This is a genomic window from Streptomyces sp. NPDC059524 (genome assembly GCF_042749255.1).
Classification (GTDB): domain Bacteria; phylum Actinomycetota; class Actinomycetes; order Streptomycetales; family Streptomycetaceae; genus Streptomyces; species Streptomyces xanthii.
Genome location: NZ_JBHYTK010000100.1, coordinates 1 through 19,057, shown reverse-complemented (window position 1 = coordinate 19,057; position 19,057 = coordinate 1). Strand labels below are relative to the sequence as shown.

Genomic DNA, 19,057 nt, shown 5'->3' with positions numbered 1-19,057 from the left:
CGTGTGACCTACCTTCGGATGCCGGTCGCGAAGGGCAACGTGTTCACGAACGCCCGGTGGTGCTCACGGTCGCACCACTCCAGCTTCAGATAGGACTTGCCGGCCGAGGCCCGGATGGTCCGCTTGTCGCGGGCCAGCGCGTCCGGGTTGCGGGAGGAGACGGTGATGTAGCCGACGAGGTTCACTCCGGCGGCGCCGCTGGCCAGGTCCTCGCCGCGCTGGTCGAGACGGCCGTGCGCGGCGATGTCGCGCGGGTCGACCGTGCGGTTCATCTTGGCGGCGCGGGACGCCTCCGCCTCGTCGTTCGTCTTCTCGGTGAGCATCCGCTCGATGGCGATCTCGGTGGGCTCCAGGTCCATGGTCACGGCGACCGTCCGGATGACGTCCGGGGTGTGGACGAGGAGCGGGGCGAGGAAGTTCACCCCGACCGGCGTCATCGGCCACTCCTTGACCCAGGCCGTGGCGTGGCACCAGGGCGCGCGGGTCGAGGACTCGCGGGTCTTCGCCTGGAGATAGGTCGGCTCCATGGCGTCCAGCTCGGCCGGCCAGGCGTTCCGCTTCGTCATCGCCTGGATGTGGTCGATCGGGTGGTCCGGGTCGTACATCGAGTGGATCAGGGAGGACAGCCGGCTCTGGCCGAGCGGCTGGCGGACCCGGATGTCGGCCTCCTGGAGGCGCGAGCAGATGTCGGTCAGCTCGCGCGCCATGACGACGGCGAGCCCGGCGTCCCGGTCGACCTTCCGGCCGGAGTGCGGGCGGGTCGCGCGCGCCATCGCGTTGGCCTCGGCGGCCAGCTCGCGCGTGTAGTGCATGCAGGCGACGAGGTAGGCGCGGTGCTGCTCGCTGCTCGTCGACACCATCGACTGGAGCTGGTCGTACGAGCCCTGCAGCCAGCCGGGGGCGGTGGAGTCGCCGCGCACGACGACGTCCTTGGCGTGCGCGTCCGGGTCGGCGGGAAGGGTGCGGGCCAGCATCTGCAGGCGGGTCACGAAGCCGTCGCCGTTCGCCACGTGCTTGAGCAGCGTGCCGAACCGGTCGACGAGCGCCTCCTGGTCCTCGGAGTCGCGCAGGCCGACGCCGGGGCCCTCGATCTCGATCGCGGCGGTCACCGTGCGCCGGTCGGCGTGCAGCAGCACGGCGATCTCGTCCGGGCCGAACGGCGCTGAGAGCCAGGTCAGCCGGCCGATGCCGGGCGGCGGCCCGATCTCGACCTCCCGCCCGTCGAGCCGGGTGCCGGCCTCCATGGTGCGCGAGCGGTACGCCGTCCCGCGGCGCAGGGAGCGCTTGTAACTGCGGTTGATCTCGAACCACTTGTAGAACGTGCGGCCCTTGTACGGGACGTAGACGGCGGCCAGCGCCAGCAGCGGGAACCCCATGAGGAGCACGATGCGCAGCGACAGGACGGGGACGAGCAGGCCGCACATCATGCCGAGGAACGCCCCGGCGATGATCAGGGCGAGCTCGCCGGACTCGCGGTTGCGCCCGACGATGGCGTTGGGGCGGGCGCGCCCGATCAGATAGGTACGGCGGGGCGTCACCGGAGGGGACACATGGGACTGGGTCGTCAACGCCCTGCACCTCCTCGCGGTTTGCTCGTGTTGCCGGTCCCGCTACGGCCTGCGTGCGGGGTGTTCGTGGGGCTCGTACGGGGCGGGGGTGCGGCGGAGGGGACAGTTCCGCCGCCGCCCCCGGCGGCCGGGCGACTGCTGTGCGCGGCCACCCCGCCGGACGCGGGGTTGGACGGGCGGGCCTGGCCTGCGCCGCCACCTCCGGGACCACCACTGTCCTGACGGGTGCTGTGGGTCTTGATGCCCTGCGAGACCAGCGCGGCGGGCGAGGACATGACCGCGGCGGCCTTGCCCTCTGCGCCGCGCATGATGCGGTTGTTGCGTACGTTCGCCATCTCGTCGCCGAAGCCGGGGACGAAGCGGTAGATCATGCCGCTCGCGAAGATGGCGAGCAGCACGATGGCGAGTCCGGAGACGACGGCGGCGAGCGAGTCGGGGCCGTCCTTGCTGGTGGACAGCGCGCCGGCCAGGCCGAGCACGATCACGATGACCGGCTTGACCAGGATGATCGCGACCATGATCCCGACCCAGCGGCGGACGTGGCCCCACAGGTTCTTGTCGACGAGCCCCGAGTAGACGACGACGCCGAGCAGCGCGCCCACGTAGAGGAGCACGGCCCGCAGGTAGAGCTCCAGGTAGAGCACGCCGGCCGCGAGGATGGACACGAGGGAGACGACGATCAGCATGATCGGGCCGCCGCCGATGTCGTCACCCTTCTTGAGGGCCTCGGAGAACGTGCCGAAGAACGCGTCCGTCTGATTGCCCGTCGCCTTCGCCAGCACGTCCGTGACGCCGTCGGCCGCCGATACGACCGTGTACAGGATCAGCGGGGTGAACGCGGAGGCGAGCACCGTCAGCCACAGGAAGCCGATGGCCTCCGACAGGGCGGTGCTCAGGGGGACGCCGCGCACGGCCCGCTTGGCCACGGCGAGCAGCCAGAGCAGGAGGGTGAGGACCGTCGACGCGGCGAACACCACGGCGTACTGCTTCAGGAACTCCTGGTTCGTGAAGTCGACCTCGGCGGTCTTCTTCACGGATTCGCTGAGCTTGTCGACGGTCCAGGAGGCGGCGTCGGCACAGCCCTTGGCGAGGCTGGAGAGGGGGTCGAGGGGGCTGGTGAGGTCGGGGGTGGTGACTCCGCCTCCACCGCCTCCGCCGCCGCTCCCGCCCTTGTCCCCGCGCTCGCAGTACTGCTTCGCGGGGCCGCGGATCAGGTCGCAGGGGTCGTTCTCGGGATCGGGGGCGGCGAAGGCGCGGGTGGCCGTCAGGACCGCCGTCGCCTGGACGGCGGAGGCCACGCCGGCGATCTTCAGGATGAGGCGTCGGCGGTCAGCGGGCATAGGTGAACCCTCCGTACTCTCGCACGGCCTTCGCCATGTCGTCGGCGGTGGAAGCGCGCTGGTCGCGTCCGACCGGGACGGGGCCGTCCTTCTGCGTGAAGTCTTCGACCTTCCAGTCGCCGTCCACCCAGCGCATCTTGTAGCTGTTCGTGTACCAGCTCTCGGACACCGGGTTCTGCGTGCCCTCGCCGGTGAGGCCGAACAGGGAGGAGTACCAGATCGACACGGTCGCGGTGTCGCCCTTGTACGCGGTCGTCCTGGTGCCGACGGGGATGATCCGCGAGACGAAGGTGCTTCCGCTCGGAGCGACGCCGTCCTTGCTCAGCCCGATGCCGGTCAGGAAGCTCTCACTGGAGTACACCTTGTCGAGATCCCCGCGCCGGGCAGAGGCGACCGCCGGGGTGTAGACGGCGTCGACGATACGGTCCCGCTTGGCCTTGTCGAACATGTCCGCCGACCCGAGCTGAACCGCGTAATTCGCCGCCGCCGACTGAACGCCCTGCTCATCGTGGGCGAAGCCCGAATCCACGGGCTTCGTGCCGCTCGCCGCCGTGGGGGCGGCACCCGCGCGGGGCCCGGACGAGCCGTCACCCTCGTCCGAGGACCCGCCGTCGCCACGGTTGGCGAACGCGATCGCCGCGATGAGCAGCACCACGACGCCGACCACCGTCACGAGGGAACGCGACGACGAACGGACCGGTCTGCGCGCCCCGCCGTAGACGTCCCCGGAACCCTCGGGGAGCCGCGTGCGGGTCTGCCCCGTCCCGCCGTACAGATCGTCGTCGTCCCGCCGTCCGTCGGCACTCACTCGGCCCACGCCCCCTCACCCTCTCGCACGTACGCGGCCGCATACGCGTACGCATACGACGGTAGCCGTGCCGGTTCGCGCGCGGGCGCGGTGTGGTGACTGGACATCAGGGGACGCAACCTCAGCCGGTGGGTACGACAGGACGGATGGGGACGGGGACAGGAGAAGTAACCGGCGGGAACCGGGCCGAAACTGACGATGCGTGAACCGGGCTAAGCGCATCGCGCTAGACGGCCATCCCGTACACGATGGTGAAGAGCGTGCCGAGGGACCCGATGATGAAGACCCCGGTCAGGCCCGCGATGATCAGACCCTTGCCCTGCTCGGCGCTGAAGGTGTCGCGCAGGGCCGTCGCCCCGATCCGTTGTTTGGCCGCGCCCCAGATCGCGATACCGAGGCACAGCAGGATGGCCACGGCCATCACGACCTCGATCATCACGCGCGCCTCGTTGCCGAGGGTCCCGAACGGGCCCCAGTCGGGGGCGATCCCGCCGATGATGGTCGTGATGTCGCCTTTTTCGGCTGCCAGCAGCATGTGTAACTCACCGCCCCAAGTGGGTAGTTCTGTCGCCCCCGCCGCAGCGCAGAGGTCAGGCCCATTCTTCCTCAGAACGGAGCCGGTGCCCGCACACTTGGCGCCATTCCTTGGCCGAGTTCCTACGCACGCGCGGTCCCGGAACCATGGAGACGGAGATTCCGGGACCGCGCAGGAACGTATGGTCACTCTGTGTATCACGCCGTTTTACCTGGAGCAATGAACGCAGGGGGCGGCGTACGGCGGCGTCGGGGCGCTCGGCCCCGGGGTCACCTGATGCGGTGGGCGTCCCAGAACGGGCCGAGATCCTTGCTGGTCGCGGCCTGTGCGGCCCGCTTGAAGGCGGCGGTGGTGGAGACCCCGTACCAGTGGTCGCGGGCGTAGTTCCGGAGCAGGCTGTCCATGGCGGCGGAGCCGATGGTCCGCTCCAGGTCCCACAGGGCGCAGGGGCCGAGGGAGTAGAGGACGCGGAACGAACCGGGGTGCGTCGAGAAGTACGCCATGGAGTTGGTGAGGGCGGCCTCGTCGTCGGGCCAGCTGGTCCCGTACGAGCACTGTTCCTCGAGGATGCCCATCAGGCGGAAGCTGGAGTACTGGGCGAAGCTCTCGTCGAGCCAGGGCGAGCGGTACTCGTCGTTGCCGACGATCCCGTACCACCACTGGTGGGCGATCTCGTGGACGGCGGCGCCGCCCTCCTCCGTGGTGCCGAGCAGGACGAGCCCCGGGTACTCCATGCCGCCGGGGAACCCGGGTGTCATGACGAGGTCGATCTCGCCGTACGGGTAGCGGCCGAGCGAGGCGCCGAGCGCGTCGACGGCGGTGGCGCCGTCGCGCCGGTTGATGCGGACGCCCTCGGCGGGGGTGTCCGGCGACCAGTAGGACCGGACGCGGACGCCACCGGGAGTGGTCGTGTCGGCGGTGCGGAACGGTCCGGCCGCCCACGCGAAGTCCCGCACCTTCCGCGCGACGCTGCGGGTGAGGGTGCGGCCGGGGGCGCCGGGCCGGGTGGCGGTGCGGCCGGTCGCGGGGACCTTGAGGGCGGTCGGGTGGTCGAGCGTGACGCGGAAGTCGCCGGCCAGCGTGTAGAAGCTCTCCAGGCTGCTCGCGTACGGGTCGAGGTGCCAGCCCGTCGCGTCGTGCACGGCGAGGACGGGGAGGGCGTTGCCGAGGAAGCGGAAGGCGCCCTCGCGGCCGAAGCGCTCGGTGCGGTCGGGCACGGTGAGCTCGACGTCGAAGGAGATGGTGGCGCGCCGGCCCTGCTGGAGCGGGGCGGGGAGTTCGATGCGCAGGGCAGTGCAGTCCACGGTCAGCGGCGCTGCGGTGCCGCCGCGCACGTGGGAGACCTTGACGGCCGGGGCCGCGCAGCCGTCGGGGCCGTTGCCCCAGAGACGTACGTAGACCTCGCGCAGGGGCTGCGCGGAGGCGTTGCGGAACGACACGCGTTGGCGTCCTGTCCAGCGGTCGCCGGTGGCGTCGGAGCGCAGAGAGACGTCGTAGCGGGGGCGGTCGGGGGTGGCGGTGCCGCTCGTCGCCTGGGTCGCGGCGGTCGCCCCGCCGGAGCCGGTCGCGGCGGCGGCGACCAGCAGGAGGAACACAACAAGCAGTCTGCGCAGGGCAGTTGACGGCGACATGGCCGCAGATCGTGCCACAGGGTCGGCCCGGCACACCCCGCCGTGCGCGAAGTGACGGGACCGGTTCCGCTACGGGGCGGGGCCTACGGGACGTAACATCCCGGAACCCGTGCAACCGCCGGCCCGGTGGCGCGCATCCTCGCCGGTGCCCCCCGAGGACACAGGGGCGGCGTGATGTTCGAGCTCGACCAGGTGGGTGACGGGGATGAACGTGCAGCGGGCGGTGGTGTGGGCGGCGGCGGTACTGCTGCTCGGCGGGACGGTGGCCGGCTGCGGCGACGAAAGGGCGAGACCCGCGGCCGAGGAACCGGGGCGTGCGGCGCCGCAGAAGCCGGACTCGAAGACGCTCGACTCCGACGACGACCACACGGTGCTCCGCCTGTCCGACGGCCGCGAACTGTCCCTGACGTACGCGAAAGGCCGGGGTCTGGAGGCGAAGCACCGCGACGCGGCCGCGGAGGCCTGGTCCGCACCGAAGACGGTCTACGCGACGGCCGAGGACCCGTGCCAGGGCATCGAGGCGAAGGCGTACCGGGGCACGGTGTGGGTGGTGGCGGGCTTCGGCACGTACTGCCGGGACGGCGAGGAGCCGCAGGACGTGCTCGCGGCGGTCGGCACGGGCGATCTGTCCACCTGGGCCACGAGCGTCGTGTCGGACCAGGGCTTCGAGCCGAAACCCCGGGTCCGTGGCGCCGGCGCGCGGGTCGACTTCGTGGACCGCAGCTGGATCGGCACGACGACGCTGACCTGGAAGAAGCCGTCGGGATTCGCTTCACCCACGGAGACCTACCGCCCCATCCACAAGTGGTTCGTGGGCCGCTGGCGCTCCCAGGACGGCACCCAGCAACTCACCATCGACCAGGCCGCCGGCAGCCGAAGCGCCCGCCTGACCATCGAGTCCGTCACCGGCCCGCGCTGCAAGGGCACCGCGATGCTGACCGGCCTCGACCAGCACGACCTGACGATCAACAACTTCAAGCTCGAAGAGGGCACCAAGACGGCGTACTGCCCACCGGAGGACGAGACCGAGTACTCGTTCGCGGTGGACTCGGCCGACGGTCCGCTGCGCCTGGTCAAGATCGGCAATCATCCGAAGACGGTGCGGACGTACGAGCGGGCGGAGTAGCCGGGGCGACGTGGCCGAACTCGCCTGTTTGTACGCCGAGTACGAAGGCGTTCCACTGGGCGCGGGTGGTGGTGACGACCTTCTTGGGTACGGCTCTGGTGCGTATGCGGAGGAGGTCGGTGTCCTCGGCGGCTACGGAAACGCCAATAGGACCGTTCAACTGTCCCGCCCGGCGGTGCCGTGACCGTCGACCTTCCCTCATCAGCGGGGCCCTGATCTTCAGGACGTCACCGCAGCGGTCCGGGCATTCCAGGCTCGTGGAGAACCTGACCTCCGGCCTGCGGCAGGCAGCCCCCGACGGGGTTCTTCGCGTCACCGGTTCCTGTGCAGGGCTTCGAGAGCCGCTTGCGCGGAGTGGCGCAGTCGGTCCCACGTCGGTGACCGGGTCACCGCTTCGTGCGTCCACTCCGGGTCCGCGCCCTCGCTCATCTCCTCCAGGAGCGAGTCGACCTGCCGCAGCCGAGCGCCCACGTCGTCGGGCAGTATCCCCTGCGAGTCGAGGGCCGGAACCATGCGGTAGGCGTCGTCGAACTCCAGAGCAAGCTCATCGGGCCCGACGCCCCAGCGCCGGAGGTGCTCGATCTGCCGCTCGGCCGGCCAGGCGAGCCGGTCCAGCGCTTGATGGAGTTGGTGAAGGCCCGTAGGGGGGCGCGTCATTCGGTTGTCTCCTGTTGGCTGTCGGCGTAAGCGGTCAGCGTGGAGAGGAGGGCGCTCGCGGCACTCGCCTGGAGGCGGAAACCAGGGGCTGTGGCGCTCACGGTGATGCCATCCGCCCTGGTGAGGGAGATGTCAGCCGTGATGTCCTTCCCGAACCCGGTGAGGGAGACGGAGCTCAGGCCGCTGAAGGAGATCTCGACCTGCACGGTGTCGAAGCATTGGGCCGCCCATTTGCTGGGTGGTCGCGCGGGGTACGCGGGCAGGTCCAGGCGCAGCCTCAGCGTCGGCCCCTCCCGCAGGAGCGTCACCTCGTGCAGGCGGACACCGCGGAGGGCCGGAGGGGCGCCCTGGTAGACGGCGGTGATGCCCTCTGGGTTGTGCAGGAGGGATACCCATTGCATGCCGGCTCAGCACCTTTCTGGAAATTGGCGCGCGGTCGCGGATCCGGCGGTCGAGTCCGCCCTGAGCTCGGCGCTCGGAGAGCCTCCGGAGTGCCGTGCGGCCTGGGGTGCCGGATCACCTCTTCCGGCGCCTTGTTGATCGTGTCCTTCTTCGTGCTCGTACCGAGCAGTTTCGCGGCCTCCGATGCTGGTTATGCCCATGAGTCCTCCGGGGGACAGGGCTCGGAAATGATCCAGTACTCGCCGTCGTCCGTGCTGATCGCGCAGACACGGTCGCCGCTGTGGGAGCGGGTCGTGAGCTCGATGTCTCCCTGGGGGTCCGCCAAGGGGGCGAGGGAGAAGGCGGGGCGGGGGAGGCGGACGCGGAGCCAGGGGCCGTCGATGCCGGCGGCTACGAGGAACGTGTCGTCGTCCTCGGCGATCACGCCGGTCCAGCGGGCGTGGGACAGCCAGGCCTGAGTGGCGCGCTCGGCCGCGGCCGGGGAGCGCTTCGGGATTCTCGCGGACGGGGAGGTCGTGAACCCGACGGCGAGGTGAAAGGCCTCGCGGGGAGTGGGTGAGGTCGGGCAGGCGGCGGGGCGTTCCACGAGCAGGAGTCCGCACGCGCTCAGCCGGGATTCGATCGTGCTGCTGCTCATGGTTGAGCATTCTCCGCCGTTCCGTCCGTGCTCGGCGCGACGCGTGATCGCGCCGAGCGGTTGGTGGCGAGGCGGGCCCCGACTCCCGCGTGGGAGGGACTACGCGTATGGGTGTGGAGGGTACGAGAGCCCGGTCGGCGGTCGGGGTGGCGTGGTCGGGCGGAGGAAGGTGGCGGTGAGCAGGGCCGCCAGGAACGTGAGGGCGGCCAGCCAGTACAGGGGCTGCGCGAGGCCGGCCTGGATCGCCGACGTCACGGCCGGCCGTACGGCGGCGGGCAGCGAGGACACCGTAGGGATCACGCCCTCCTTCACCTGGGAGAGCACCGACGGGTCGGACGAGGACGACAGGGAGTCCTCCAGGTGGGAGGCGGTCGTGGAGGCGCGGACCGTGGTGAACACGGTCCAGCCGAGCGAGGAGCCGAGCGTCGCCAGGGTGACGGCGGCCGCCGCGCCCCCGCCCGCGTCCGCCGTCGCGACCCCGTCGGTGGCGACCGCGTAGAGCGGTACGAGGGCCAGGCCCAGGCCGAGGCCCATGACGACCGTGGCCGGGAGGGCGGTGCGGCCGGGGTGGGAGTTCATCGCGTCGAGCATCGAGAGGATCACGAGGCCGGCCGCGCCGAGCGTGAGGCCCGTCGCGGCGAGGATCCGCGGGGCGACGCGGTGCAGGAGGCGGGCGGAGATCTGCGTGGCGCCGATCAGCGCGGCCACGGGCACCGGCAGCACGGCCAGCGCGATGTCCATGGGGTCGTACCCCGACGAGGAGGGGGAGAGGGCGATGCTGCGCCACAGCATCAGGCCGGGCAGGAACGACGTGGCGAGACCCGCCAGGAGCAGGCCGGCGAGGGCGGTCAGGCGGCCCCGGTCCGCGAGGACGTACGCGGGGATCAGCGGATCCGCCGCCTTCGCCTGTCGCCAGAGGAAGCCGAGGAGCAGCGCGCCGCCGGCGAGGAGGGGAGGCAGGACCGGGTCGTCGTTCTCGGGGGCCAGCGCGTTCCAGAGCCCGTACTCGAGGGCCGTCACCGCGCCGCAGCCCAGCAGCACGCCCGGGAGGTCGAAGCGGGGGACGGCGCGGCGCGGCCCGTCGTGGACGAGCTTGGCCGTGCCGAGCAGGGCGAGTACGGCGAGGAGGGCGCCGGCGTAGAAGAACAGGCGCCAGGACGCGTACTCGCTCAGGGCCGCGCTGTACAGGTAGCCGAGGAGCGTGCCGCCGCCCGCGACCGTGGCGTAGACGCCGAAGGCCCGCCCGCGCGCCTTCGGTTCGGGGAAGTTGACGGAGACGAGGGCGAGCGCGGCCGGGGTGAGGAGGCCGGCGCAGGCGCCCTGGAAGGCGTGGGCCACGAGCAGCATCGAGCCGTCGGCGGCGGCCCCGGAGACGGCCGAGGCGAGTGCGTAGCCGGTCAGGCCGATGACGAGCACGCGCTTGCGGCCCGCCAGGTCGGCCAGATGGCCGCCGAGGAGCAGCAGGCCGGTGAAGGCCAGGTCGCTGCCGAGGAACACCCACTGCTGTGTGCCGGCCGAGAGACCGAGGTCGTGCGTCGCGTTCGACAGCGCGGACGTCGCGACCTGGCCGCCCAGCACGAGCAGTTGGACCAGCGCCAGGACGGTGAGTCCCCACCAGCGCCGCGGGTGCGGGACCGAGGGGTCGGCGACCGGCACCGTCGGCGCGTACGCGGGCGGTGGCGGAGTCGCCGGAACAGAAGCGGGAACGGGAGTGGGAACAGGAGCGGGCACGGACGCGGACGCGGGTGCGGGCGGCGCGCCGAACTGGCCGGGGACGCTCGGCGCCGGGTCCACCTGCGTCGGCACCGGCGCCCGGGGCGTCGTCGCCGGCGCGTAGTCGAGGAGCCGCGCCGCGTGCCGGCCCAGCTGGGCGAGGACCGGGCCCGGCAGCCATTCGCCGTCGCTCGAGGGAACCGTCGCTTCCGCGATCTCCCGCGGGGAGGGCCGCGCGGCCGGGTCCTTGGACAGGCACGCGCGGACGAGCTCCAGCAGGGACTCGGGCACGCCCGTCAGATCCGGCTCCTCCTCGGCGACGCGGAAGAGGTGCGCGTTCAGACCGGACTCGCCCGCGCCGAACAGCAGCCGCCCCGTCGCCGCGTGCACGAGGACCGCGCCGAGGCAGAACACGTCGCTGGCGGGGGTGAGTTCGAGGCCGCGCACCTGCTCGGGCGACATGAAGCCGGGCGAGCCGATCAGCATGCCGGTGCGGGTGTGCAGGCTGTCGCCGGTGAGGGTGTCCAGGGCGCGGGCGATGCCGAAGTCGATGACGCGCGGGCCGTCGACCGTCACCAGGACGTTGGACGGTTTCAGGTCACGGTGGATCAGGCCCGCGTCGTGCACGGCCTGCAGCGCGGTCGCGAGCCGGTGCGCGAGCACCCGTACGGAGTCCTCGGGCAGCGGGCCGAAGTCCTTGCCGACGACCGTCGTCAGGTCCGGGCCGGGGATGTACTGCGTCGCCACCCACGGCAGCGCCGCGTCCGTGTCGGCGTCGAGCACGTCCGCCGTCCACGCCCCGCCGACGCGCCGGGCGGCGGCCACCTCGCGGGCGAACCGGCGCCGGAACTCGGGGTTCGCGGCGAACTCGGCCTGGACGACCTTCACGGCCACCGTCCGGCCGGCCTCGGAGCGGCCCAGATAGACCAGTCCCATGCCGCCCTCGCCGAGCCGGCCGATCAACCGGTAGGGGCCCATGTGCGTCGGATCGGAGGTGATCAGCTGGTCCACGCCGGAACTGTAGGGGCGCCGCGCGGCCCCCGGCAGGCGATTGGCCGAGCCGGGACGCGGACCGGCCTGAATATGCCGGAATGCGTCCCGGTTCCGGGGCCGCCTCCCGCTTAGACTGGGCGGCTGGTGACTCCCGTGGGGTGAAGGGCGGTTGACGGTGCGTAAGGCGTGGATCGTCGCGGGATCGGCCGCCGCCGGGGGCACCGCGTTCGTGACCCTGCTCGTGGTCGGCACGTACATGGCCGCGGGCAGCCTCGTGAACGGGGTGGGGCAGGGCGCCGTCGGACTCGCCAAGGGCTCCGTGCCGACCGCCTACCAGCCGCTGGTGCAGAAGTGGGGCAACCTCTGCCCGGCGATCAACCCGGCGCTGCTCGCCGCGCAGCTCTACCAGGAGAGCGGCTTCAACCCGAAGGCGAAGAGCCCCGCGAAGGCGTACGGGATCGCGCAGTTCATCCTGGGCACCTGGGCCGCGCACGGCGTCGACGGCGACGGCGACGGCGACAAGGACATCTGGGACCCGAACGACGCGATCCCCTCGGCGGCCTCGTACGACTGCAAGCTCGCCTCCTACGTGAAGGACGTGCCGGGCGACGCGACGAAGAACATGCTCGCCTCCTACAACGCGGGCGCCTACGCGGTGATCAAGTACAAGGGCGTGCCGCCCTACCGCGAGACGCAGAACTACGTGAAGACCATCACGACGCTGCAGAAGAGCTTCGCGCGGCCCGTCGGCCGGGTGGATCCGTCCCGGCAGGCCGCCACCGCCATCGCCTACGCGCAGAAGAAGCTCGGCACCCCTTATCTGTGGGGCGGGAACGGCACGGCCGACCAGGGCGGCCGCTTCGACTGCTCCGGGCTGACCAAGGCCGCGTACGAGACCGTGGGCGTGCGGCTGCCGCGCGTCGCCAACGACCAGTACAACGCGGGGCCGCACCCCAAGCGCAGCGAACTGCTCCCGGGCGACCTCGTGTTCTTCTCCGACGACCTCGGCAACAGCCGGGCGATCCGGCACGTCGGCATCTACGTCGGCGGCGGCTACATGATCGACGCGCCGCGCCCGGGCGCCGTGATCCGCTTCGACCCGGTCGACACCCCGGACTACTTCGGTGCGACCCGCGTCACCGAGGACGGGGCGAGGGCACTGCCGACCGCTTCGCCCGAGGTGTGACCTCCCGCCGGACACGGCCGGAACTCTCCGTAAAGGCCTGGCCCTGAGCTGCGGTTTTCTGTCTCTCTTCGATAACGTCTGCGTGATCATTCGGTGGAGTGCGGAACGTAAAGAGCGGGGGCGTGCGTTCCTCTTGCAGAACCGCCGCACAATGGCGGGACCGCATCACAACTGCTCGACCGAAGACAACGACCACGGGGGTGGCTGAAGACGAAGGGGCCGCAGAACTATGGCTGGACTCGAGGCGATCGAGAGTTCCGGGTCGAACCCTGACGTCACGCTGCTCTACGACATCAACGGACTGACCGACTCGACGCCCGGCTGGGCCGACAAGCTCATGGAGTTCGTCGGCGAGTACGGCATCCTGCTCGGCCTCGTCCTCGTCGTCCTGTGGGCCTGGTGGGGCGCGCGGAAGCGCGGCACGCTCGACGACGCCGCCTCGTCCGTGGCCGCCGTGGTCTGGGCCCCGCTCGCCGCCGCCGTCGCCGTCCTCGTGAACGTGCCGATCCGCGGCTTCGTCGAGCGCCCGCGCCCCTTCAAGGACCACGACGGGCTGACCGTCCTCATCAACGGGAAGAACGACTTCTCGTTCGTCAGCGACCACGCCACCCTCGCGATGGCCATGGGTGCCGCCCTCTTCGTCGCGAACCGCAAGCTCGGCCTCGTCGGCATCGGCCTCGCCGTCCTCGAAGGCTTCTGCCGCGTCTTCATGGGCGTGCACTACCCGACCGACGTCATCGGCGGCTTCGCGCTCGGCACCGCCGTCGCCCTGCTGCTCTCCCCGCTCGCCTCCGCCGTGCTGACCCCGCTCGCGCGGGCCATCGGGCGGACCGGGCGGCTCGGCCGGCTCGTGTGGGCGCCGAGGCCCGCGACGCCGGAGCCCGGAGCGGTCGAGCTCCCCGAGTCCCGGGACCCCGCGACGGAGCGGGACCTGGCGGCCTAGCCCCGGCCGCGCCACGGCGACCGCGGGAAGGCGCGGCGACCGCGGGAACCTACAGCGACTGTGGGAAAGAGAAGAAGCCCGTCGGGTCGTAGCGGCGCTTGACCGTCGACAGCCGGGCGGCGGCCGGCCCGTAGTACGCCTGCCGCCAGTTCGTCAGCGTCGGGTCCGTGTAGTTCTGGTAGGCCGCCCCCGACGCGTACGGGCGCATCACGTCATGGGTCTTTTTCAGCCAGCCCCGGGCCGCCGTTCCGGAGGTGCCCGGACGCCACGACACGATGTACTGCGCGAGCATCCGCGAGCGGCGGTGCACGAACGCCGTCGCCGTCGGATCCACCCGGTTCACCGCGCCGCCCAGCGCCGTGAGCGCCACCGAGCCCGCGCCCTCCGCGACCCGCTCCAGCTGCCGCAGCAGCGTGCGCACCCCCGCGTCGGACAGCGAGCGGTCGAAGAAGTCCGAGTGCGCCGCGTACGTCTCGCGCTGCAGCGCGCCCCGCGGGGAACGGCCCGGTGTCGTACCCGGCAGATGGCACAGCTCGTCCGAGCCGAACGAGGAGCAACCCGCGTACACCTCCATCGACTCCTCGTAGGAGCGCCGCTTGAGCGAGACGGAGGTCGCGGGGCCCGGGCCGCCGGGGCCGTCGGCGAGCCGGTCGACCGCGTTCTGCAGCTCCGTGTACGAGCCGAGGGAGAACGCGGCGACGGAGATGGTCGGGCCGCCCCCGGCCGCGCCCGCGATGTGCAGCGAGGACCAGATCTCGTCCGGCTGGTCCGGGCCCCAGCGCTGCCAGGCCTTGAGCACGGTGGCGGCCTTGGCCCACGGCCAGGTCATGAACGCGGAGACGGCCCGCGGCGCCGGATGCGTCCTGTAGCGGAGCTCGGTGACGACGCCGAACTGGCCGTTGCCCGCGCCGCGCAGCGCCCAGAACAGGTCCTTGTTCGTCGTCGCGTCGGCGGTCAGCTGCTTGCCGTCGGCCGTGATCAGGGTCGCGCCGGTGAGACTGTCGCAGGTGAGGCCGTACGCGCGGGAGACGACGCCGTGGCCGCCGCCGAGCGTCAGGCCGGATATGCCGACCGTGGGGCAGGAGCCCGCCGGGATCGTGACGCCCTTCGCGGCCAACGCCCGGTACACGTCGATGAGTTTGGCGCCCCCGCCGATCACCGCGCTGTTCCCCGAGGACCGCACCGAGGCCATCCGCGACACGTCGAGCACGATCCGCCCGTCGCCGGAGGACCAACCGGCGTACGAGTGCCCGCCGTTGCGTATCGCGAGCGGCACCTTGCGGGAGCGCGCGTACGCCAGGACCGTACGGATATCGTCGGCGCCGGCGACGTACGCGACCGCCGTCGGCTTCAGGGAGTCGTAGCGCGTGTTGTAGAGCTGCCGGGCCGCCGCCCACTGCGCCTGTCCCGGCCGCACCAGTCCGCCGTCGAGGTCCCGGGCCAGGCCCGCGAGGTCCGCGGCGGCCTTCGTGGAGGCGTCCGCGCTCGCGTTGCGCGAGCGGACGGGTGTGGTGGACGTGCCGGTGCGGGAGGCCGTGCCGCCGCCGCCCGAGGTGCAGGCGGCGGTGATCCCCGTCGCGAGCGCTGCCGCCGATGCCGCGATGAATCCGCGCCGTTCCATACCGACCCCCTTGTTCCTCACAGGAGACGAGAAGCGGAGGCGGCGGGTTCCGTCAGGGTTCCCCGTGTTCCCCGGGATGTCCTCCGGCGTCCTCCCCGGTGTGCGCCTCGGTGTGCTCCTCCGCGTCCGTACGGGCCCTGCTGCGGGCCCTGCGGGCGGGGCCGCGCCAGCCGCAGGTGCAGCGGGCCAGGCAGAAACGACCCTGCTCCACGACCGTCGCCGTGTGTCCGTTCTTCTCTTGTGTCTCCTCGTGCGCCACACGGCCACGGTAGCGGGCGCATGTAAACCCCCCGTTCGCGTGACGGCCGTCCCTACCCGTCGTTAACCGGTCGACAGCGGCCCGCACACGCACGGACAGGCTTGGGGGTAGGCAAGCGATGGTGGTGCAGCAGCACGGGCGCCGGGTGAGGGGCGCGGCGGCGGCCGTGGCCGTGGCCGGGATCGTGACGGGGGTCGCCGGCTGCGGCGGCGGAGCCGAGGCGGGGGACCGGAACGCGGATCCGACCCAGGCCGTGCACCGCGCCGCCGACCGGCTGGTGCGCGAGGGCAGCTCCGAGGCGACGACCTCGATGGAGATGGCCAGCGGCGGGACCCGGGTCACCATCCGCGGCGCCGGCGTCTACGACTACCGGGCGGGCAAGGGCCGGCTCAAGGTGCGGCTGCCGCAGGACGCGGCCGGCGCCGAGGAGCACCGGCCGATCACCGAGCTCCTCGCCCCCGGCGCCCTCTACATGAAGAACCGGGGCGCGGGCGTGCCCGCCGACAAGTGGGTGCGCGTCGACACGGCCTCGCTGGACGACGGGAACCTGGTCACGGGAGGCGCCACCGACCCGCTGGCCGCCGCGGAGCTGCTGCGCGGGGCGCGGGACGTGACGTACGTGGGCGACATCGACGTGGCGGGGGTGCCGACTCGGCACTACCGGGGGCGGGTCGACCTCGCGGCGGCCGCCGCGGCCGCGTCCGCGGGGACGAGGGCGACGCTCGCCGCCGCGGCGAAAGGGTTCAGCAAGGAGCCGGTGACCTTCGAGGTCTACCTCGACGAGGGCGGGCTGATCCGCAAGGTCAGGCACCGCTTCACCTTCGACGGGGAACGGCACGGTGGCCGCGGCCGCAAGAACGCGGTGGTGTCCTCGACGACCCTGCTCCACGACTTCGGTACGAAGACGAGCGTGCGGCTGCCGGCGCGGGGGGACATCTTCTCGGGCGAGGTCGCGGAGAAGTAGGACCGCGGGAAGCGGGCACGGCCCGGGGGCCGCCGTGGCCCGGCGGGGTGGCGGAAATGGTTCTTCCGTGCCATGCCCGGGGACCCGCCCGGTCCCTACCCTGGGAGCTGTCCGGCGACGGCCGGGCGGTTTTCGGCGACAGGGAAGAGGTGATGATCGTGGCGCTCCCGGCCGGTACGGCGGTGCAGGACCACGTCGCCCTCGCCGAGATCGAGCTGTGCGGTGAGCTGATCATCGCGGCGTCCGCCGTGGAGGAGCGGCTCAGCGCGGACCGGATCGACGAGGTGCTGCGGGTCGCCGAGGCGCGGCGCGACGACTCCGAGCGGCGCAGCGGCCGCTGATCACCCCGGGCCCGCGGACACGTCCCGGGGCCCGGGGCCTTCTCAGGTGCGCAGCAGCCGTGCGATCGCCTTCGTGGCCTCCTCGACCTTCGAGTCGATCTCGTCGCCGCCCTTGACCGCCGCGTCGGCGACGCAGTGGCGCAGGTGCTCCTCCAGGAGCTGCAGGGCGAACGACTGCAGGGCCTTCGTGGAGGCCGAGACCTGGGTGAGTATGTCGATGCAGTAGACGTCCTCGTCGACCATCCGCTGCAGGCCCCGGATCTGGCCCTCGATGCGGCGCAGGCGCTTGAGGTGCTCGGCCTTCTGGTGGTGGTACCCGTGGATGCCGCGGTCGTGGTCGGTCACGATCTCGCCCGCGGGCTCGACCGGCTGCTCGGCGTGTGACGTGTTCGTCATGTCCGTGGTCTCCGTCGTCACCGTGTCCGACCTCCCGTGTCATGCTGTCGTCCGTATACCCCTGGTGGGTATACGGTACCGGATTTTCCGGGCCTGTGGCGGCTTGCCCGGGCCCCGTGCCGATCACTGTGCCTGATGGGCGACACTGGGGTAACGCCGGTTAGCCGTGGCCGGATGATGCGCCTAGCATCAGCCTGACCGAATCCAGAGCACCCCGAGGACCCCTTGTGCGCTTTCGTCTGACCCCCAGGGAGACGAGCTTCTACGACATGTTCGCCGCGTCCGCGGACAACATCGTCACGGGCTCGAAGCTCCTGATGGAACTGCTCGGGGCGGATTCCTCCGCCCGGGCCGAGATCGCGGAGCGGATGCGGGCAGCCGAACACGCCGGTGACGACGCCACCCACGCGATCTTCCACCAGCTCAACTCCTCGTTCATCACGCCCTTCGACCGCGAGGACATCTACTCCCTCGCGTCGTCCCTCGACGACATCATGGACTTCATGGAGGAGGCCGTCGACCTGGTCGTCCTCTACCAGGTCGAGGAACTCCCCAAGGGCGTCGAGCAGCAGATCGAGGTCCTGGCCCGGGCGGCCGAGCTGACCGCCGAGGCCATGCCGAACCTGCGCACGATGGACAACCTCACCGAGTACTGGATCGAGGTCAACCGCCTCGAGAACCAGGCCGACCAGATCCACCGCAAGCTGCTGGCCCACCTCTTCAACGGCAAGTACGACGCCATCGAGGTGCTGAAGCTGAAGCAGATCGTCGATGTGCTGGAAGAGGCGGCCGACGCCTTCGAGCACGTGGCCAACACGGTGGAGACCATCGCCGTGAAGGAGTCCTGAGGCCGGCTCATGGACACCTTCTCCCTGATCGTGACCATCGGCGTCGCGCTCGGATTCACGTACACGAACGGCTTCCACGACTCGGCGAACGCGATCGCCACGTCCGTCTCCACGCGTGCGCTCACGCCCCGCGCGGCGCTCGCCATGGCCGCGGTGATGAACCTCGCCGGTGCCTTCCTCGGCAGCGGTGTCGCCAAGACGGTCAGTGAGGGCATCATCGCGACGCCCGTCGGCGACAAGGGCATGGGCATCCTGTTCGCCGCCCTCGTCGGCGCGATCATCTGGAACCTGATCACCTGGTACTTCGGACTGCCGTCCTCCTCCTCGCACGCCCTGTTCGGCGGAATGGTGGGTGCCGCCCTCGCGGGCGGGACCACCGTCTACTGGACCGGGGTGTGGGAGAAGATCGTCATCCCGATGTTCACCTCGCCGGTGATCGGCCTCGTCGTCGGTTACCTCGTGATGACCCTCATCATGTGGCTCTTCCGGCGTTCCAACCCGCACAAGGCCAAGCGCGGCTTCCGTATCGCGCAGACCGTCTCGGCCGCGGGCATGGCGCTCGGCCACGGTCTGCAGGACGCCCAGAAGACGATGGGCATCGTCGTGATGGCCCTCGTCATCGGCGGCCACGAGTCCTTCGACGACCCGATCCCCGTCTGGGTCAAGATCGTGTGCGCCGTGATGCTGTCCGCCGGCACGTACGCCGGTGGGTGGCGGATCATGCGGACCCTGGGGCGCAAGATCATCGAGCTGGACCCGCCGCAGGGCTTCGCCGCGGAGACGACCGGCGCCTCGATCATGTTCGGCTCGGCGTTCCTGTTCCACGCGCCGATCTCGACGACGCACGTCATCACCTCGGCGATCATGGGTGTGGGCGCCACCAAGCGCGTCAACGCCGTCCGCTGGGGCGTCGCCAAGAACATCATCCTGGGCTGGTTCATCACGATGCCGGCCGCGGCGCTCGTCGCTGCCGCGAGCTACGGGGTCATCTGGCTGGCGTTCGGATAAGCGCCGCCAGGGGCGCGGGGAACTGCGCGAGCAACCCACGAAAAGCCGCAGTCGCATCTGCTCATGCACCACGCAGATGCG

Annotated in this window: 19 protein-coding genes; 7 read left to right on the top strand and 12 right to left on the bottom strand. The window is 71.4% G+C overall.

Annotation, left to right across the window (positions count from 1 at the left end):
- Nucleotides 1–8: 8 nt before the first annotated feature.
- From ACFW9D_RS25235 to ACFW9D_RS25215, 5 genes are all read right to left on the bottom strand, one after another.
- Nucleotides 9–1,568, bottom strand: a complete 1,560-nt coding sequence (locus tag ACFW9D_RS25235) for an SCO6880 family protein (RefSeq protein ID WP_188337775.1) — start codon at nt 1,566–1,568, stop codon at nt 9–11.
- A complete protein-coding gene (locus ACFW9D_RS25230; protein WP_188337774.1) occupies nt 1,565–2,908 on the bottom strand; it encodes a hypothetical protein in 1,344 nt (447 codons plus the stop codon). Before ACFW9D_RS25230 ends, ACFW9D_RS25235 begins: the two co-directional genes overlap by 4 nt.
- The gene (locus ACFW9D_RS25225) at nt 2,898–3,716 is read right to left on the bottom strand and encodes a hypothetical protein (RefSeq protein WP_188337773.1); all 819 of its coding nucleotides are present in this window, start codon (nt 3,714–3,716) and stop codon (nt 2,898–2,900) included. Before ACFW9D_RS25225 ends, ACFW9D_RS25230 begins: the two co-directional genes overlap by 11 nt.
- Before the next feature lie 226 nt (nt 3,717–3,942).
- Nucleotides 3,943–4,251, bottom strand: coding sequence for a hypothetical protein (locus tag ACFW9D_RS25220; RefSeq protein WP_188337772.1), 309 nt, complete (start codon nt 4,249–4,251; stop codon nt 3,943–3,945).
- A 269-nt stretch (nt 4,252–4,520) separates the two neighbouring features.
- A complete protein-coding gene (locus tag ACFW9D_RS25215; RefSeq protein WP_384625122.1) occupies nt 4,521–5,882 on the bottom strand; it encodes a M1 family metallopeptidase in 1,362 nt (453 codons plus the stop codon).
- A 205-nt stretch (nt 5,883–6,087) separates the two neighbouring features.
- Between ACFW9D_RS25215 and ACFW9D_RS25210 the strand changes: the two genes are divergently transcribed.
- Nucleotides 6,088–7,008: a hypothetical protein gene (locus tag ACFW9D_RS25210; RefSeq protein WP_384625119.1), complete on the top strand. Its 921-nt coding sequence runs from the start codon at nt 6,088–6,090 to the stop codon at nt 7,006–7,008.
- A gap of 312 nt (nt 7,009–7,320) precedes the next feature.
- Here the strand turns inward: ACFW9D_RS25210 and ACFW9D_RS25205 are convergent, their stop codons facing one another.
- The 4 genes from ACFW9D_RS25205 to ACFW9D_RS25190 form a co-directional block, all read right to left on the bottom strand.
- The gene (locus tag ACFW9D_RS25205) at nt 7,321–7,665 is read right to left on the bottom strand and encodes a hypothetical protein (protein WP_384625117.1); all 345 of its coding nucleotides are present in this window, start codon (nt 7,663–7,665) and stop codon (nt 7,321–7,323) included.
- Entirely contained in the window at nt 7,662–8,066 is a 405-nt protein-coding gene (locus ACFW9D_RS25200) for an Imm50 family immunity protein (protein ID WP_384625114.1), read from the bottom strand. Before ACFW9D_RS25200 ends, ACFW9D_RS25205 begins: the two co-directional genes overlap by 4 nt.
- A 191-nt stretch (nt 8,067–8,257) precedes the next feature.
- Nucleotides 8,258–8,704, bottom strand: coding sequence for a hypothetical protein (locus ACFW9D_RS25195; RefSeq protein ID WP_384625111.1), 447 nt, complete (start codon nt 8,702–8,704; stop codon nt 8,258–8,260).
- Between the two features lie 99 nt (nt 8,705–8,803).
- Nucleotides 8,804–11,428 (bottom strand): bifunctional serine/threonine protein kinase/MFS transporter, encoded by a 2,625-nt coding sequence (locus ACFW9D_RS25190; protein WP_384625109.1) that lies wholly within the window; start codon nt 11,426–11,428, stop codon nt 8,804–8,806.
- Between the two features lie 157 nt (nt 11,429–11,585).
- Between ACFW9D_RS25190 and ACFW9D_RS25185 the strand changes: the two genes are divergently transcribed.
- Both ACFW9D_RS25185 and ACFW9D_RS25180 read left to right on the top strand, forming a co-directional pair.
- A complete protein-coding gene (locus ACFW9D_RS25185; protein WP_188341429.1) occupies nt 11,586–12,596 on the top strand; it encodes a bifunctional lytic transglycosylase/C40 family peptidase in 1,011 nt (336 codons plus the stop codon).
- A gap of 229 nt (nt 12,597–12,825) precedes the next feature.
- A complete protein-coding gene (locus ACFW9D_RS25180) occupies nt 12,826–13,539 on the top strand; it encodes a phosphatase PAP2 family protein (RefSeq protein ID WP_188337762.1) in 714 nt (237 codons plus the stop codon).
- Between the two features lie 49 nt (nt 13,540–13,588).
- Here the strand turns inward: ACFW9D_RS25180 and ACFW9D_RS25175 are convergent, their stop codons facing one another.
- The gene (locus ACFW9D_RS25175) at nt 13,589–15,160 is read right to left on the bottom strand and encodes an FAD-binding oxidoreductase (protein WP_384625106.1); all 1,572 of its coding nucleotides are present in this window, start codon (nt 15,158–15,160) and stop codon (nt 13,589–13,591) included.
- 52 nt (nt 15,161–15,212) lie between these two features.
- The gene (locus ACFW9D_RS25170) at nt 15,213–15,419 is read right to left on the bottom strand and encodes a hypothetical protein (protein ID WP_384625103.1); all 207 of its coding nucleotides are present in this window, start codon (nt 15,417–15,419) and stop codon (nt 15,213–15,215) included.
- Between the two features lie 118 nt (nt 15,420–15,537).
- Here ACFW9D_RS25170 and ACFW9D_RS25165 point away from each other — a divergent pair, with 118 nt between their 5' ends.
- Both ACFW9D_RS25165 and ACFW9D_RS25160 read left to right on the top strand, forming a co-directional pair.
- Nucleotides 15,538–16,383 carry a hypothetical protein gene (locus ACFW9D_RS25165; protein ID WP_384625100.1) on the top strand — a complete coding sequence of 282 codons (846 nt, stop codon included), beginning with the start codon at nt 15,538–15,540 and terminating at the stop codon, nt 16,381–16,383.
- Between the two features lie 152 nt (nt 16,384–16,535).
- Complete coding sequence (locus ACFW9D_RS25160; RefSeq protein ID WP_384625097.1) at nt 16,536–16,724, top strand: hypothetical protein; 189 nt, start codon at nt 16,536–16,538, stop codon at nt 16,722–16,724.
- Nucleotides 16,725–16,766: 42 nt separating this feature from the next.
- On the opposite strand, the gene ACFW9D_RS25155 is transcribed toward ACFW9D_RS25160, so the two are convergent.
- Nucleotides 16,767–17,120, bottom strand: a complete 354-nt coding sequence (locus ACFW9D_RS25155) for a metal-sensitive transcriptional regulator (RefSeq protein WP_223206029.1) — start codon at nt 17,118–17,120, stop codon at nt 16,767–16,769.
- 227 nt (nt 17,121–17,347) lie between these two features.
- On the opposite strand from ACFW9D_RS25155, the gene ACFW9D_RS25150 reads away from it, so the two are divergent.
- Together ACFW9D_RS25150 and ACFW9D_RS25145 are read left to right on the top strand one after the other, a co-directional pair.
- Nucleotides 17,348–17,968, top strand: coding sequence for a DUF47 domain-containing protein (locus tag ACFW9D_RS25150; RefSeq protein ID WP_188337757.1), 621 nt, complete (start codon nt 17,348–17,350; stop codon nt 17,966–17,968).
- A gap of 9 nt (nt 17,969–17,977) precedes the next feature.
- Nucleotides 17,978–18,976: an inorganic phosphate transporter gene (locus ACFW9D_RS25145; RefSeq protein ID WP_188337756.1), complete on the top strand. Its 999-nt coding sequence runs from the start codon at nt 17,978–17,980 to the stop codon at nt 18,974–18,976.
- Nucleotides 18,977–19,057: the final 81 nt, after the last annotated feature.